This window comes from Paenibacillus cineris, from assembly GCF_018333335.1.
In the GTDB taxonomy this organism is placed as follows: domain Bacteria; phylum Bacillota; class Bacilli; order Paenibacillales; family Paenibacillaceae; genus Paenibacillus_AQ; species Paenibacillus_AQ favisporus.
In genome coordinates this window covers 683,485-699,860 of record NZ_BORU01000002.1, presented here as the reverse complement: position 1 = coordinate 699,860, position 16,376 = coordinate 683,485, and the positions used below count along the sequence as shown (strand labels likewise).

At 57.5% G+C, this 16,376-nt stretch carries 13 protein-coding genes; 2 read left to right on the top strand and 11 right to left on the bottom strand.

Annotated features, from left to right (window positions below; translation table 11 throughout):
* Positions 1 to 4: 4 nt before the first annotated feature.
* The 4 genes from KI379_RS23935 to KI379_RS23920 all read right to left on the bottom strand — a co-directional run bounded on the left by KI379_RS23935 (position 5) and on the right by KI379_RS23920 (position 5,207).
* Entirely contained in the window at positions 5 to 1,756 is a 1,752-nt protein-coding gene (locus tag KI379_RS23935) for a sensor histidine kinase (protein ID WP_212985096.1), read from the bottom strand.
* Between the two features lie 373 nt (positions 1,757 to 2,129).
* A complete protein-coding gene (gene nadE / locus KI379_RS23930) occupies positions 2,130 to 2,939 on the bottom strand; it encodes an ammonia-dependent NAD(+) synthetase (RefSeq protein WP_212985095.1) in 810 nt (269 codons plus the stop codon).
* 116 nt (positions 2,940 to 3,055) lie between these two features.
* Positions 3,056 to 3,490 (bottom strand): BrxA/BrxB family bacilliredoxin, encoded by a 435-nt coding sequence (locus tag KI379_RS23925; protein WP_076175886.1) that lies wholly within the window; start codon positions 3,488 to 3,490, stop codon positions 3,056 to 3,058.
* 121 nt (positions 3,491 to 3,611) lie between these two features.
* Positions 3,612 to 5,207 carry an ATP-binding protein gene (locus tag KI379_RS23920; protein ID WP_244169441.1) on the bottom strand — a complete coding sequence of 532 codons (1,596 nt, stop codon included), beginning with the start codon at positions 5,205 to 5,207 and terminating at the stop codon, positions 3,612 to 3,614.
* A 393-nt stretch (positions 5,208 to 5,600) separates the two neighbouring features.
* Between KI379_RS23920 and KI379_RS23915 the strand changes: the two genes are divergently transcribed.
* Complete coding sequence (locus KI379_RS23915) at positions 5,601 to 6,863, top strand: NAD(P)/FAD-dependent oxidoreductase (protein ID WP_212985094.1); 1,263 nt, start codon at positions 5,601 to 5,603, stop codon at positions 6,861 to 6,863.
* Positions 6,864 to 6,887: 24 nt separating this feature from the next.
* A complete protein-coding gene (locus KI379_RS23910) occupies positions 6,888 to 7,967 on the top strand; it encodes an NAD(P)H-dependent flavin oxidoreductase (RefSeq protein ID WP_212985167.1) in 1,080 nt (359 codons plus the stop codon).
* A gap of 128 nt (positions 7,968 to 8,095) precedes the next feature.
* On the opposite strand, the gene KI379_RS23905 is transcribed toward KI379_RS23910, so the two are convergent.
* From KI379_RS23905 to KI379_RS23875, 7 genes are all read right to left on the bottom strand, one after another.
* On the bottom strand, positions 8,096 to 9,361 hold the full coding sequence (locus KI379_RS23905; protein ID WP_212985093.1) for an ABC transporter permease: 1,266 nt from the start codon (positions 9,359 to 9,361) through the stop codon (positions 8,096 to 8,098).
* A gap of 94 nt (positions 9,362 to 9,455) precedes the next feature.
* Entirely contained in the window at positions 9,456 to 10,166 is a 711-nt protein-coding gene (locus tag KI379_RS23900; protein ID WP_212985092.1) for an ABC transporter ATP-binding protein, read from the bottom strand.
* Positions 10,167 to 10,346: 180 nt separating this feature from the next.
* On the bottom strand, positions 10,347 to 11,360 hold the full coding sequence (locus KI379_RS23895; RefSeq protein WP_212985091.1) for a S66 family peptidase: 1,014 nt from the start codon (positions 11,358 to 11,360) through the stop codon (positions 10,347 to 10,349).
* A 157-nt stretch (positions 11,361 to 11,517) separates the two neighbouring features.
* Positions 11,518 to 13,059, bottom strand: a complete 1,542-nt coding sequence (locus KI379_RS23890; RefSeq protein ID WP_244879416.1) for an MDR family MFS transporter — start codon at positions 13,057 to 13,059, stop codon at positions 11,518 to 11,520.
* A gap of 194 nt (positions 13,060 to 13,253) precedes the next feature.
* On the bottom strand, positions 13,254 to 14,849 hold the full coding sequence (locus tag KI379_RS23885; protein ID WP_212985089.1) for an ABC transporter ATP-binding protein: 1,596 nt from the start codon (positions 14,847 to 14,849) through the stop codon (positions 13,254 to 13,256).
* Positions 14,830 to 15,447 carry an ECF transporter S component gene (locus KI379_RS23880; RefSeq protein WP_212969818.1) on the bottom strand — a complete coding sequence of 206 codons (618 nt, stop codon included), beginning with the start codon at positions 15,445 to 15,447 and terminating at the stop codon, positions 14,830 to 14,832. Before KI379_RS23880 ends, KI379_RS23885 begins: the two co-directional genes overlap by 20 nt.
* A gap of 134 nt (positions 15,448 to 15,581) precedes the next feature.
* Positions 15,582 to 16,355, bottom strand: coding sequence for an energy-coupling factor transporter transmembrane component T family protein (locus tag KI379_RS23875; protein WP_212985088.1), 774 nt, complete (start codon positions 16,353 to 16,355; stop codon positions 15,582 to 15,584).
* Between the last annotated feature and the right edge of the window lie 21 nt (positions 16,356 to 16,376).

The window sequence follows — 16,376 nt, the reverse complement described above, 5'->3', positions numbered from 1 at the left end:
CCCCTTACCTGCTGCCCGTTCGTATATTGGTATGCTCAATGGGCCAGTGGAGCTCTACCCGGACGCCGCCCAGACCGGACTTTGCGAAGCGGAGCCCGGCGGTGTCGCCGTAATGGATCAGCATGCGCTGCCGCACGTTCCACAGCCCGCAGCCCATATCCTGGCTCATCGGCAGGGTCAGGGAACGGCGCAGCCCCTCCATCTGCTCTTCCGTCATGCCGCGGCCGCCGTCTTCGACGATGATCCGCATTTCACCGGGTCCGACTTCACCGGCGATCCGCACGCTGCCTGCGCCGGACTTCGGCTCGATTCCATGCAGCACCGCATTCTCAACCAGCGGCTGGACGACCAGCAGCGGTACTTCCCATTTGCGCATCACCTCAGGGATATCAACAGCAAATTCGAGCTGAGGCTTGCGCATCTTCTGAATCTCCAAATAGCTGCGGACAAAGTCCAGCTCTTCCTGCAGCGGGACGACATCCCTCTCCTGCCGTGTCGTGTAACGGTAATAGTTCGATAGGTTATGGGCCATCGCCACCACGGCCTTCATGTTCCCGAGCTTCGCCATGCTGGAAATGAAGGAAAAGCAGTTGTAGAAAAAATGCGGATTGATCTGCGATTGCAGCTGCTTCAGCCGCGCTTCCCTGACGTGGATCCGCTCCATATACACGTTCTCGAACAGCTCCTGAATCTGCCCGACCATCGAGTTGAAGCGCTGGAACACGAAGCCGAACTCATTGTTGCCCTTGGCCTCCAGCCGGACGGAATAGTCCTCGTGCTGCAGCTTCTTGAACGCCAAAACGAGCCGCTTCACCGGAACCTGGACCTGGGCATACAGCATATAAGCCGCCAGACAGCTGAGCAGCAGCGTCAAGCCGACGGAAACATAAAACAGCCGGTTCGACTGCTCGATCGGCGCAACGATTTCCTTCAGCGGCACGTAGTCGATCAGGTACCAGCCGGTGGTGTCCGAAGCGGCGATGTTGACCAGATAGGTCTCGCCGTCCAGCTCGAGCCTCCGGTTCTCCGCCTTCTTCAGCGGCTCCTGCCGAAGCTGCCGCAGGATGGAGTCTGTCAGCGGCCGGTCCGCCGACCGGTTATAGATTACGCCCATGTCCGGCCTGTAGTAGATCGGGTCGCGCCGCCCGTCGCTTTTGAACTTGTCCAGCATGTTCTGGATATTGCTGCTGTCAAACTGCAGCTCGATGATCAGATTGGCGTCTTCGGGATGGCTGAAGGAAGAATACGGATACGCCGTGAACAAGGAGAACGAATAGTACGCCCCGTCTCCTACCCCCATCTTTTTCACCTGCCAGCCGGGCCTCATCCGCTTCTTCAAATCGTCGTTATCGTACGATTCCACGTCGTTGTCCGACACCATCCGCCCCAGCGACGGGGAAAAAATGTAGAGCTTCGTTTTCCAGTCTGACGAGCTTTCCTGAATGTTCAGCTTCGTCTGGATCCGTTTCACCAGGTTAATCATGTCGAGATTGAAATACTCACTGTTCAAAAAAACGTCCTTAAATCCGAAAATATCGGGATCCTGGATCAGCAGGGTCGGCCACAAGGAAAAGCGCTCGATGTTCGTGTTGACCTGCGTCTGGAAAAAGTTCAGCTGGTTGGCGCTCGATTGGCTGAGCTCCGTCCCCAGCACTTCCGTGCTCGTACGGTTGGAATAGAAGTAAAGGCCCACGATCGGAACAAGCATCATGACGAGCAATAGCACCATTTTACGGAATAATGTATTTCTGGGCACGGCAGTTCACACCTTACGCATATTTTTAAAGTCATGGATCAGCAAGACGTGCATCTTTGTCAGAACATGTCTAAAAGCATCATCATTATACTGGAAACGGATGCATGCGAGTAGCGTTCTTTTCACCAAAGAAGAAGCCCCACCTGCCTTAAGTGAACCCGCCATGGAACGCGTGATCAAATGACCGGATGAATCGGAGAGCCGTTCTCTTATTATTGTAGGGAGCCTGTTCCGCCCCGAAAATGGTTCATTCTTCAACAATTCAGCACTTTTCGCAACCAAACGGATGGAGAACGGCATAGCTACGCCCGATATGAGGTCAAAAAAAAGCAGGCCGCTGTTTGCGGCCTGCCCTTGATTCCCCGGAGTCAGCTTAGATGCCCGGAATCGAATTGCGCTTATGTGCGGTACGCTTATAGTAGCTCTCCAGGCGCTCCTTCGCCTGCGGGCTCACTTCCTTGCCTTCCAGATAGTCGCTGTTCTCGTCATAAGTAATGCCGAGCTCGCCTTCGTCCGTCTGGCCTTCCCACAAACCGGCGGTAGGCGCCTTATCCAGAATCGCCTGCGGCACACCAAGGTAGCCGGCCAGCTGGCGGACCTGACGCTTGTTGAGCGTGCTGAGCGGCGTAATGTCCACCGCGCCGTCGCCCCACTTCGTGTAAAAGCCGGTAATGGCTTCGGAAGCATGGTCCGTTCCCACGACGAGCAGGTTCAGGTCAAATGCCAGCGCATACTGCATCACCATGCGTGTTCTCGCCTTGATGTTCCCTTTGCCCTGCGGGGTCAGGTGGCGGTGGATGCCAATTTGCTTGAGCCCATGCTCCGCTTCCAAGGCAATTTCGCCGACGGCATCCTCGATATTGGTCTCGGCCTTATATTTCAGGTTAAAAGCTTCCGCCACCGCGTAGCTGTGATCGATATCCTCCTGAACCGCATAGGGCTGGAACACGCCCAGCGTCATATATTCCTTACCTTCCTCCTCGCTGAGCTCGTCGGTCGCCCGTTTGCACAGGCCGGTCGCCACGGCGCTGTCGATCCCCCCGCTGATGGCGATGAGCAGTCCCTTCGCCCCCGCGCTCTTCACATAGGATTTCAGGAAATCCACCCTTTTCCGGACTTCGCTCTCCACATCGATTGCCGGCTTCACGCCAAGGGCCGCAATAATTTCTTCCTGCAAACTCACGATAAGCACCTCTCTTGAACAGAATAGTCGATTAAATACGGTGTGATTTCAAACACAAAAGCCCCGTACGTATCGGATGTCCGATTACCCGGGGCATTATGTACGAGGTGCGCCGATTAACGGCACACCCGGTCAAAAGCTTCGATCAGATCGTCGGCAATTTCTTGGGCCGAACGGTCTTCAATTTGGTGACGCTCAATGAAATGAACAAGCTCCCCGTCCTTCATCAGGGCGATGGATGGAGAAGACGGCGGATACGGAGCGAAATACTCGCGTGCTTTCGCGGTCGCTTCTTTATCCTGTCCGGCAAATACCGTAAACAGATTGTCAGGCACGATGTCATGCTGCAAAGCCTGAGCTACGCCGGGACGGCATTGGCCGGCGGCACAGCCGCACACCGAATTAACGACAACCAGCGTGGTGCCTGGCGCGTCCGGAAGGTGAGTCTCCACTTCTTCCGCGGTTCTAAGTTCCTTAATGCCGAGGCGCGTCAGTTCGTCACGCATCGGTTGAATCATATCCTTCATATATCTGTCAAAAGACATGGCCATTCCCTATCACTCCTTGGATACAAAATATCAATGGACAAGCTCATAACAACATCCGCTGTTAATACTCCTATTATACATCCATAAGGGTCGAAATCAAGAGAAGCAGCGGCCTTGCGGGCTGTCAGATCATTCCCGCCCACGAATCCGTAACGGGGAACTGAATGGTGAAAGCCGTCCCCTTTCCCTCCTCCGATTCTACCGATATTTTGCCGTGATGGCGCTCCACGATGCTGAGACAGAGGGCAAGACCGAGCCCGGTACCTTTGGCTTTGGTCGTAAAAAACGGCTCAAACAGCCGCTCCTGCCTGCTCTTGGCGATCCCCATTCCCGTATCTTTGATGATCAGCTCCACAAAGGAGTCGTTCAGCCTCGTCTCGATCGTCAGCTGCCCTTTTTCCTCCATGGCTTCCATGCCGTTGCGCGACAGGTTCAGCACCAGCTGCTTGATTTCCTTGGCGTTCAGGCTCAGCTCCGGGACCTTCTCGTCCAGGATCAGCTCGATCGTCTGTCCGCGCAGATTCGCATCCGCCCACAACAGCGGGCTTAAATCGCTGATGATCGTATGCAGATGCCATTGTTCTTTCTCGGCGATACGGTTCTGGGCAAGGGATAAAAAGTCGTTGATAATACCGTTCGCCCGGTCCAGTTCCTCCATGACGATCCGGTAGTAATGGTCGAGCGCTTCCGGGCTCTTCTCCTTCATCAGCTGCAGGAAGCCCCGGACGACGGCCATGGGATTGCGTATTTCATGGGTGATGCTGGCCGCCATCTGACCGACAAGGCTGAGTCTTTCCACATTCTCCAGCTCGCTTCGCAGCCTCGCCAGCTCGGTCACGTCCTGAAAAGCGAGGACCGCTCCGATAATGGCACCTGTATGTGTATTCGTTAATGGTGATGTGCTTATGTAGTAGTTATGCGTTCCGATGCGGATCAGTTCATTGCCCAGTTTCTTGCCCTGAAGCGCCTGAACGATCCGGTAGTTGATGTAGTCTTGACCCATGATATCCACAAACATCGTGACAGGGTAGCCGAGCACGTCCTGCTTAGTAAGGTCGGGGTCCTTCGTCTTGACCAGGTTCATCATCGTGTCGTTGATGCTTGTAATATTGCCGGCATGATCGACCGAAACCATTGAAATGGGCGTAGCATCGATGACCTGCTGCAGCTTCTCCTCTTCCCTGAGATATTTCTCGGAGATGCCCATAACCTGCTCCTTCAGCCGCAGCTTCTCCAGAGCAAATTCAATCATATACACCAGAGTACCCCCGGTGAACATACTGGTTAATATATAGAAGAGAACGATCAGCACCAGCCCTGCATCGGTTAAATTCAGGTTGGGAGATTCGATAATCGGGGCGGCCGTGATCAATAGCATCGCAGGCATAAGGCACAGCCACAGCTTGTTGATCTTCTCCGTGAGCGGCCCTTTCCGGAACTTTGGGGACATCCAGATTAGAAGAGGGTAGAGCGGTAATCCGGTATGCAGAAACAAACCGAGTACCGTCCAATTGGGATTAAATATGAAGTCGCACAGAAGGCACAGCCCCGCCAGAGGCAGGCCTGTCTTATATCCTCCATACAGCATCCCGATAAACAGCGGCAGAATGCCCAGGTTTAATGGAATGTAGTTAAAAATGGAGGTGGAAAACATCGAGCAGAGCAAAATCGTCAGAGCGCTGGACAAAATAATGACAAGATCAAAATCCATGGCTTCCATTCGCTTTCTACGCCTAAAAACCCGGACATATTTGTCCAGTCCCATTGGGAAGAGAAAAGCGAAGGAACCGGCCATAAGTACCTGTGTTATAATGTTTTTCAGTGCGTAAATAATCGCCAATCCCTCCTCCCCGCCAGGGCAGGTATGTGTAGTTCCCAATACGAATCTTTAGTGATTGCAGCTGGTTCTTCTTGCCGTTCGAGTGAAAGCGATTCATTACAGGTTTAACGGACTACAAGGAATAGGAAGATGTACCGCTGTTTTATGATGAAAGACGATTTCCTTTTGATTAAATCACAGCCAACACGATATTACAATATATCCTGATATATCCTAAAAAAGGACACACGAAACAGGAAAATAGACTGACGTAAAAATAAAGGAGTTTAACAAGTGAACCGATATGACGTAATTGTTGCCGGAGGCGGATCCGCGGGTCTAATGGCATGTGTCTCGGCCGCCCGGCATGGGGCATCTGTCCTGCTTTTGGACAAAGGAAATAAACTTGGCCGCAAGCTCGGCATTTCCGGAGGAGGCCGCTGCAACGTAACCAATGCTAAAGAAACCGATGACCTGATCGCCCATATCCCGGGCAACGGCCGCTTTTTGTACAGCGCGTTCCAGCATTTTAACAACCGGGATATTATGAGCTTTTTTGAAGGGCTCGGCATTGCCCTGAAGGAAGAGGACAACGGGCGGATGTTTCCGGTATCCGACAAGGCCGCCAGCGTCGTGGGCGCTCTCATTCAGGAGGTGAAGAGGCTCGGCGTGGAGATCAAAACGGACAGCCCGATTGAGGAGGTGCTCTATGAGGATGGAAGAACGGCAGGCGTTCGTCTGAAGTCCGGCCATATTTACAGAGCCCCCAGCGTCATTGTCGCCACCGGCGGCAAATCCGTGCCCCATACTGGATCCACCGGTGACGGTTACCCTTGGGCAGAGGCCGCCGGCCACACGATTACCGAGCTGTACCCTACCGAAGTCCCTATCGTTTCCCATGAAAAGTGGATCCAGTCCAAGGAGCTTCAGGGACTCTCCCTGCGGGACGTGGAGCTCTCCGTGTGGAATCCCAAAGGTAAAAAAGTGATCGGGCACCGCGGGGATATGATCTTTACCCATTTCGGCGTATCCGGTCCGATCGCCCTGCGATGCAGCCAATTTCTGCGGCAGGTCAAAAATAAATTTCATACGCCCGACGTCGAAATGGCCATCGACTTGTTCCCGGATCTGGACGTTTCGTCACTCGACAAGCTGCTTAGGGACAAACTCGCGTCCGAGCCGAAAAAGGCGATCCGTAACGTGCTCAAGGGCCAGGTCCCCGATCGGCTGCTTCCGCTGCTGTTCGATAAATCCCAGCTGGACGGGGACGCGACCTACGCCCATCTGCCCAAGCAGCAGTGGGGGGATTTTGTCGCCTGCCTGAAGCAGTTCCGTTTCCGCGCGGTCGGCACCAAATCGATCGAGGAGGCGTTTGTCACCGGCGGAGGCGTCAACCTGAAGGAGATCAATCCGAAGACGATGGAATCGAAGCTGATGCCGGGGCTGTTTTTCTGTGGCGAAGTACTCGACATTCACGGATACACCGGCGGCTACAACATTACGGCCGCCTTCTCGACCGGCTATACCGCCGGCATGCACGCAGCGGGTTACCATTAATAATCCAATTTCGAGGTGATCGGTATGAGGATGGAGCTGAACAATGATTTTTGCCGGCAATTCGGCATTCGTTACCCTATTTTTCAGGCGGGCATGGCCGGCGGTCCCACGACGCCTGAACTCGTGGCCGCCGTATCGAATGCCGGCGGTCTCGGTACTCTGGGAGCGGCCTACATGGAGCCTGCGGCGATCCGCGCAGCGATCGCGGACATCCGCGGGCGGACAAGCGCCCCGTTTGCGGTCAATCTGTTCACCGTCCCGATGGAAGACGACAATCGCCGGACCGCCGAGGTCCAGCGTGTTCTCGACTCCATCCGGGACGATCTGGGATTGCCGCCCGCCCCGCCCCAGGCGGTCCAAACGCCGGATCACTTGGAGCGGCAGTTCGCCGAAGTGCTTGAAGCCGGCGTTCCCGTGATCAGCACCGCTTTTGGCGTGCTGTCCCCGCGGCATATGGAGCTGGCCAAGACGGCCGGCATGAAGGTGGTCGCCATGGCGACCACCGTGGAGGAGGCGCTGGAAGCCGAGCACGCCGGCTGCGATGCGGTTGTCGCCCAGGGAAGCGAGGCCGGCGGCCACCGCGGCACGTTCAACGTCGATGCTCACCCAATGGGGGCGAACATCGGCACCTTTGCCCTCGTGCCGCAGATTACCGACCGGGTGTCCATCCCGGTCATCGCCGCCGGCGGCATCATGGACGGGCGCGGCATGGTCGCCGCCATGGTTCTGGGAGCGCAGGCGGTCCAAATGGGCACCCGCTTCCTGACGGCGGCCGAATCCGGTGCGCATCCCGCCTATCAGGCGGCGCTGCTTGCCAGCACCGAAGAGAGCACGGTGCTGACCAAGGCCTTCTCGGGCCGGCCCGCCCGGGGCATCGCCAACGCCTTCGTCCGGGAGTGGAACCAGAGCGGCGTAGAGCCGCTTCCGTTCCCGACGCAGAACACGGCGACCCGGGATATTCGTAACGCGGCCGCCCGGCAGAATCAAGCCGGTTACATGTCGCTGTGGGCCGGTCAGGCGACAAGAATGCTGAAAGCGGGCCAGAGCGCCGCAGACATCGTGGAGGAAACCGTCCGGCAGGCGCTCGAAATATTGGAATCTTAGCTCCTGCGCGATTCGTACGATTGTGATGCAATGATGTGACGTTATGTCTTCCTACCAAAAAACGCCTGGATCTAAGATCCGGCGTTTTTTTAGATTAAGAACGTATATATTTGGAGCAGAGCTGTTGATCATATCTTTCGCAGCATCAGCAACTGAAGAAGGGTTACCGTGATCCAAACAGCTGCGAGCGCCAGCGGAATCAGCATAACCGCAGCTATCCAGACCGGCAGCATCGAGAACAGCAGCAGCCCTGACGTCACGAGCGCATACGGCGCAAGCAGCATCCGCACAGCCTTCTTCATGGCGCCCAGCTTCACCTCGTCCGCCCAGGGCAGCATCGTAACAAAGCCTTCCTTCATAAAGGCCGCTGCATTCAAATACAGCCAGTAAGCCAGCAGCAAATGAAGCGCGGCGTAGACCAGAATCTTCACCCCGGGGGGCAGCGTCAACAGGATGGCCGCGCTGAGCGACATGACCTGCGCATATCCTGTAAGCTGCTTCGTCTGGCGTACATATGCCTTCACGCATGCCCCGGCCAGGCGATGGACCGGCGTTGTCGATCGGAGCAGACGCTGGGACCGCCGGAAAATCCATGGTCTGCTGCGAATTTTCCGCGGTTTGTCCATGGCGCTGCTCAGCACGAGTCCGGTCAGTTTGGTCCGCTGAACCAGCTCTTCCTGGATATCGTTCATAAATGTGCCGCGAGTTCTCATCCGCACCAGGAGCAGCAGCACGTTGATCACCGCCAGCAGGGCGGAAGCGGCAGCCAGCCGGGACGGGCTGTCTATCCACCATACTGACAATATGACGTATGCCGCGGCCGGAAGCACGACCATGGGCAGATACAGCAGCCATCTCCGCCAGCCGTGAGCCCGGATCCGTGCGAAATGCTTCAGCCAGACCATCAGGCCGCCGGCCATCACCGTGAAGAGCAGCCAACACCAGGCAGCATCAAGGCTGATCCCATATCTGCGGACCATAAAGGGAAGCACCAGCAGAAAGCCCGCTCCCGCCTTCAGGGCTGTGGCGATCATGCTGTAAATGCCTCCCCTCAGCATCAGCCCGCGCAGCCACCGCACGCGCTGATGAATGAAGAGAACGTCGGCCTCCCGAACCATAAGGAACATTTTTCCCGCTGACAGCCACAATAACAGAAATACAGGAATAACGCCGAATATCATATGGCTGCTCCACTGCGGGAGCGGCTCCTTCCATAAACCGTAATACAGCCTTCCCCCCAGCAGCGCGCCCGGAATCAGCATATACAGGAGCACCGTCCAGTCCGCCACCGACCGGATGACGGCGATGGTTTCCTTCCAGTGGGTCCGGAGCCGGGTCCAGAACAATCGCCCGGGGGTTGGGTAGGCATAACCGGTATTGCTTGAGTCCGCCATGTTCATCTCCTTTCCATGGATGTCAGCCAATCTGCGAAGAAACATCCGGTCCCTTCGTTCCTACCGAAGACTGGGCTCGTCGAAGCATCCGGTCTCAGGTCAGGGCATCAAAGCAGTCGAACAGCGAGGCGTCCGGCAGCCCGGCCGTCCTGCGGATATCCGTCAAATCCCCTTTGGCCACCATTCGCCCGCCGGAGATCATCACAAACGCATCGCAGATCCGCTCGGCCGTATCCAGCACATGGGTAGACATCAGCACGCCGGCGCCCCTGCCCCGCTCCTCTTCCAGAAGGCGCAGAAAATCCTTGGTCGCCCGCGGATCCAGGCCGATGAAGGGCTCGTCCACGATATAAATATCGGGTTCCGCCAGAAATCCGAGCATGAGCATCATTTTCTGCTTCATCCCTTTGGAAAAACCGGCCGGGAGCTGATGCTTCACCCCGCCCATGCCGAACTGGGCCAGCAGCTCCTCCGCATGGCGGACAAAAGCCTCGTATTCCAATTCGTAAGCGGCCGCAGCCAAATCGAGATGCTCCCAGAGCGTCAAATCGTCATAAAATACCGGCTGCTCGGGGATGTAGGCGTACCGCCCGCTCTCCCCTCCGATCGTTACGGACGCCTTGGAGTATTTTAGCAGACCGAGCAGCGTCTTCAGCGTCGTGCTTTTTCCAGCACCGTTCGGACCGATGACGCCCAGCAGCTCGCCAGGCGCCACTTGAAAAGAAACGTCCCAAATGCGCGGCTGTCCTTCTTCATATCCCGCTTCCTCGATATGCACATCGAGCACAGGCAGCAAAGGCTCCATGATCCACCTCCAGAAAAAATAATCCGTTTCGAGCCATAGAGCTTATGTATATCAACAAAGGCCACCAAAACCAAATGGATCGGAACGGCTGCGTCCCGACCCTGCATAATTTAACTATATGAAAAGTTCACCCGATAATCCATACGTCCCGGGACTGAAATCGATCTACAGCCGGCGGGCTTATTTAAAATACTGGACCAGCGTTCCGCCGCCGCCAACCGCCTTCACTTCGGCATAAGCGCCATTCACCAGCGTCATTTGCGGCGGCACGTGACCGCAGTCGATATCGTAAATGACCGGTACGCCCAGTTCTTCCGACAGCTCCTGGTATACATCCTCCACCGTGTATCCTTCCATGGGACGGTTGGCCGCGCTCCGGCCGAACATCAGCCCGGCGCAGCCTTCGAACCAGCCGGCATACTTCATCTGAACAAGAGACCTGCGCAGATCGGCTGTGTTCAGCTCGCAGTTCTCCAAATACCAGAGGAGAGGTTCGCCCGGAATATGGCGCTCCCGGAATGCTGCCACATCCCCGTAAGGCGTGCCGATCAAATGGCGGATAACGTCAACGCATCCCCCGAGCAGCCGGCCCTGCAGCGACTCCGGTCCGCCCGAAACCGTCTTCCACACCGTCGGCTCCGTCAGATGGAAGACGCACGGGCTCGGATCGTCATGACGCCACTCCTTCTGGTATTTGGCCGATGCCTGCTGAGCAATCCGATCGCCCGGCTTGGCCGTCAGCACGGCCTCCCACATGGCCGAGGTATGATCCGAATACGTCCCCCGCAGGTCGACGAAATTGAGCCCGTGAGCAGTGGCGATTCCCGTCTTCAAGGTAATGGCCAGAAGAAGGACGCTGAGGTCCGAATAGCCGAGAATCCATTTCGGCGGCATGCGGTCAAAGTCCACCCGGTCCAACATTTCGATGAGGAGTTCCCCGCCCCACGGAGGAATGATCGCACCAATTTGGCGATCCCCGAGCATCTCGTTCAGCTCCTCGGCACGGACCTTGGCCGGGGCCGACTTGGCCTTGTGCTGCGTCCAGACCGTCTCCCCGACGCGTATGTGATAGCCCCTCTCCTCCATACGGCTGACGGCCGTGCGGAACATGTCGTGCAGACCGGGCTCTATGCCCGAGGAGGGAGCCGTCACACCGACGACAGCCCCTTTTTCCATTCGCGGATATTGAATCACTGCCGCATCCCTCCCGTAAGATTTCCCCCTATCTTACTAGAAAAGGACGGCTGGAACAATGACGATGTTACGGTATTGGCGAGCCCAGGGATTCCAAAAAAACAAGGATTCTCCGGACATCGAAGAATCCTTGCTGCGACAGCAACGCTATGATGTTTTAAACCTTCTCGCCCTCCCGCGCTCCTTCCTCCTCTTCCTCCGGACCGGCCGAAGGAACCGTATTTCGCAGTCCGAGCACGATCAGAAGGCTTACGACGGCAATGACAGCCATCACGACATACAGGGAATGGAGGCTCCCCTCAAGAATATGCCTCAGCTCGCTCCACAGCTCCTTGGGAAGCGATGCGCTTCCTTCCGGAGTCAGCAGCTGGTTGACCTCTTCTTGGCCGACCCGCTCCAGCCCGGGAGTATCGGCGAGCCGCCCGGCCAGCGTCAAGTTGATTAACGATCCAAAGACAGCGACGCCGACCGTCTGGCCCAGCGAGCGGATAAAGGTATTCAGCGCCGTCGACGCGCCGCGAAGCGAGTAACCGACCGAGGACTGTGCAATAATCGTGAACACCGTGTTGGAATATCCGAAGCCGAGGCCGTAGATAAAGGTGAAAATCAAAATCACGTAATGCGGCGTCCCCTCGCCGATCCAGGCTAACCCGAGAGCCCCGATCACGATGCCGGCCAGGCCGATCAGCGTCGTTTTCCGCGAACCGGCGGTAAGAATGAGCCGGCTCCCCGCTACGGAGCCGAACAGCCAGCCGATCGACATCGGCGCCATCGTCAGCCCGGACATCGTGGCATTTTTGCCCATGACCCCTTGAATCCAGAGCGGCGTATACGTCGTGAGGCCGATCAGCAGCGCGCTGGTCAGCATGGCGGCGACGGTTGATACGGAAATGTCGCGGATCCTGAACAGCTTCAGCGGCAGCATCGGCTCCTTCGCCCGGGCCTCCACCACGATAAAGGCTGCCAGGAAAACCAGGGCAAGCACGATGCAGAGCACGATCCACACCGAAGACCAGGCAAAAAACTGCCCGCCGGTCGCCAGCGCAAACAGCAGCGCCGTCATCCCCACCGTAAACGTTCCGGCACCCGCGAAATCGACATGCGTTTCAGCACGCTCCTGCCGCTGTTCGTGGAAATGGCGGGCGATCATCCACATGGACAGCAGCCCAAACGGCACGTTAAAGCCGAAAATCCAGCGCCAATTCAAATAGTCGACAAAGTATCCCCCGATGAGCGGTCCGATCAGGGAGGCAATGCCCCAGACCGAACTGATGAGTCCCTGGATTTTGGCGCGTTCTTCAATCCGGTAGACGTCCCCGATAATCGTAAAAGTGACCGGAATGACCGCCCCCGCTCCGATGCCCTGAATGGCCCGAAACGCGATCAGCTGGCCCATACTTTGCGAGAAGCCGCACAGCAGCGATCCCAGGACAAACAGCAGCGACCCGATTTGAAATACCGGTTTGCGGCCATACAGGTCGCTGATTTTTCCGAAAATCGGAGTGGATACAGCCATGGTCAGCAGGTACGCGGTAAAAATCCAGCTGAGGAGCTTCATGCCGCCAAAGCTGCTGATGATGGCCGGACCGGCCGGTCCCGTTACGGTTCCTTCGATGGCCGACAAGAACGTGGATACGAGGATTCCGGCCAGAATCCAGTTCCGGCTCTGCTTTCCAGGCAAATGGTCAGATCGATTCACGTTATTTGTATCCTTTCTCCCGTTTTGACAAAGTTTCCTTATAACGAAACGTATCCACCCAGTGCACGAAAAATGGCCTCCGGTAAGAGACCGCTTTTCAGACTGGGCGGATGCATAGGGTTTATTAAAATAGAATGGCATGAAGTTTCAGGCGTAGACGATCCTTCGACCGTCGTCAAACGAAATCTTCCTGTCTATGACCGTACATGAATAAGTCCGTGATTCCGGCCCAACTGCCGGTAATCTTCGACCTTGCCTTGATCGAGCCGGAGCACGAAAGAAGCATCCTCCTCCACCAGGCGGGGGTCGTGGGTAATCATGAGCAAGGCAGCGCCCCGGGCGGCGGCACCCCGGCACAACTTCAGCAGCCGCTGCGCGGCGCGGTAATCGATGCCTGAGGTGGGCTCATCGAGAATGTAGAGGGCTTTCGGCTGGATCAGCTGGCCGATGACGCTGAGCAGCTTCTTCTCACCCTGGCTGAGCAGGTATGGAGAGTCTTGACGACGTCCGCTCAGCCCGGCAGCCGCAAGCAGCGCCTCGGCCGCTTCGGTCTGCTCAGGCGTCAGTTCAGCTTGCCGCCGGCGCCAGCCGCTTCGAATCCGCAAGCCGTACACGAGCTCATCCCACACCGTATGCTCCACGAATTGATGCTCCGGCTGCTGGAACACGTATCCGATGTCCCCGGCCAGCTGATGAACCGGCATCCCGGATACGTCCCGCCCCTTCCAATATACCGAACGGGAAGGAACCGGCAGCAGGCCCATCAGGAGGCGGGTGAGCGTCGTTTTGCCCGAACCGTTCTCACCGGTCAGCATGCCCCACGCTCCCGGATGCATCGCAAACGAGACGTCCCGGAGCGCTTCCTGCCCTCCGGGATAAGTGTAGCTCAGGTTCCGGACCTCCAGCAGCGGTCCGGAAGCCGAGTCACCGCCGGGGCCATCCGCACCCGGCGGCATCTGCGCCGGCGCCGTCACCACGCCGGCGCTCTGCAGGGTCCCGGCGGCCGGCTCCGCTGTATGCGCGCCGGCTTCCGCTGCCCCCTCCCACGGGGGCAGCACACCGAGCTGCGCCAGCCGGTCCCGGCTGGTGCGCAGCAGCTCCTGCGGCGCTCCGTCCAGCAGGACTGCGCCGCCGTCCAGGACGATGACGCGCTCCGCAGCGCGCGCGGCATCGTCGAAGCGGCCGGACACCGTGACTACGGTCCGGCCCTCGGCGTGCAGCCTGCGGCAGAGCTGCACGAACTGCGCCTGCGCCGCGGGGTCGAGGCTGGCGGATGCATCGTCGAAGACGATCATCCGCGGAGACAGCGACAGCACCGCGGCAATGGCGGTGCGCTGGCGCTGTCCGCCGGACAGCTCGCGCACCGGGGAGCGGCGGCGGGCGGTCAGGTTCACCGCCGCCAGCGCTTCGGCCACGCGGGAATCGATCTCCGCCGGCGGCACGCGGAGATTCTCGGGCCCGAACGCGGCCTCATCCTCGACGACGCCCCTCACCAGCTGGGCGTCGGGATCCTGGAACACGATGCCGGCCACCTTGGCGATCTCAGCGATCGGAGCTTCCGCCGGGTCAATCGTGTCCAGCCGTACCTTCCCTTCCCGGCGGCCGCCTCCGCTCCGCGGAAGATAGCCGCTAAGCAGCTGACACAGGGTAGACTTGCCGCTGCCGCCCGGTCCGATTACCGCCGTAAACTGTCCGGCCGGAATCGTGAGCGACACGCCGCGGAGCGCAGGCTCCTCCACATCTTCGTACCAATAAGAAAGCTCCGTCAGCTCAATGGAAGTTCCCTGCATCCGCAGAAGCCTTTCTGCCAATGGCAAAACGTTTAAGCAGTCCGCTCCGCTGAAGCATATCCCCGAGCACCTTGGTGAGCAGGCCGCACAGCACAATGCCGCTGATGATCCGCACCACCATCGTTATTGCCAGCACCTGAAAGCTCCAGGACGTATACCCAAACATGTTCGCCGCGCAAATGAACCAGATCGGCACCATCGCGCCGCCGACCAGCATCATCGCACCGGCATTCCAGCGTTTGTAACGAAGCAGAAAAAATACGCCCTCCGCCACAACCAGATAACACAGCGCCGCCACGATGCTCGCCGCAATCCCGTACGTATTGCCTACGAAGCACTGGATCGCACCGCCGATTCCGTATGTAATCGCCGCGGTTCCCGGCTTGCGGATAATGTAATAGGCCAGCAGGCCGTACACCATGTACACGCCGACGATGGTAGAGGTCGCCACGGGCCCGCCCAGGCTGTTCAGCATTTTATTAATGTAAGATAAATAAAAGGTCAATACCGCGTTCGCTGTGGCCAGCATCGCCATCAGCACGATGTCCAGCGTCGTAAACGGGACAACACGTCTCTTTGATTGTGATAAAGTTTCCATCTCATGTCAACTCCTAATCAGGAAAATGGTGGGATTTCTCACCCTTGAAGACTCGCATCGCAATTTCCCTGCGATTGGCCTAGCCTCCCTGCTATTGTGCATGATCGGATTCGAAACGTCAACCTAAAAATAAATTACAGGTTAACAATGTGGATATACCACCACAATGCCGCGGTAATCAGCACGGCCCCAACCGCCGTGATATGCCCGGCAGCAGACGGTTGCTGCTCCCTTAAAAACGTACGCTCGGGATATGCGCCAAAGCCTTTGGCTTCCATCGCTCCAGCAGTCTGCTGAATCCGGCGCACGGCATTATGCAACATGGCGGACACAAACACCTTCCACCAGCCTAACCGCTGCTTGACTCCCTTAGGGCGGGCTGCTCCCCTGACCTGATGGGCTGCCGAAATGCTTCTCCCTTCTTCTTGAAGCAAAGGCAAAAACGTGAGCGCCATCGAAATGCCGAAGGCGAACCGGTAAGGAACCCTCATCCGCCGGGTTAACGCGGTGACAAGATCGCCGGGATCGGTCGTGACCATGTAGACAAAAGATGAGAGAAACACCGTAAACATGCGCAGCGTCACCGAACCGGCCGCATCGGCTCCCTCCGTCGTGACGTGCAGCACGCCGAACTGCCAAATGGTGTGGCTGCCGGGTACGGTCAGCAGGGTCAGTATAAAGTACGGAACCGCAAAACCGATCAGGAAAGCCATCGCTTTCCACTGCCTTCTCCAGCTGACTCCGCCTGCCGTTCGGGCCATGAACGAGGCCGCCAGAAGCAGCAGTGCCTGCCCTGCCGATGTGTGCAAACGCATCGTCAGCACGGCGATGCATAGCAGGACCACGAGCTTGCTGAGCGGGTCGATACGGTGCAGCGGCGAGCCTCCCCCTTGATACGATAGGATCATCGTCTGATCGCTCCTTCTTGA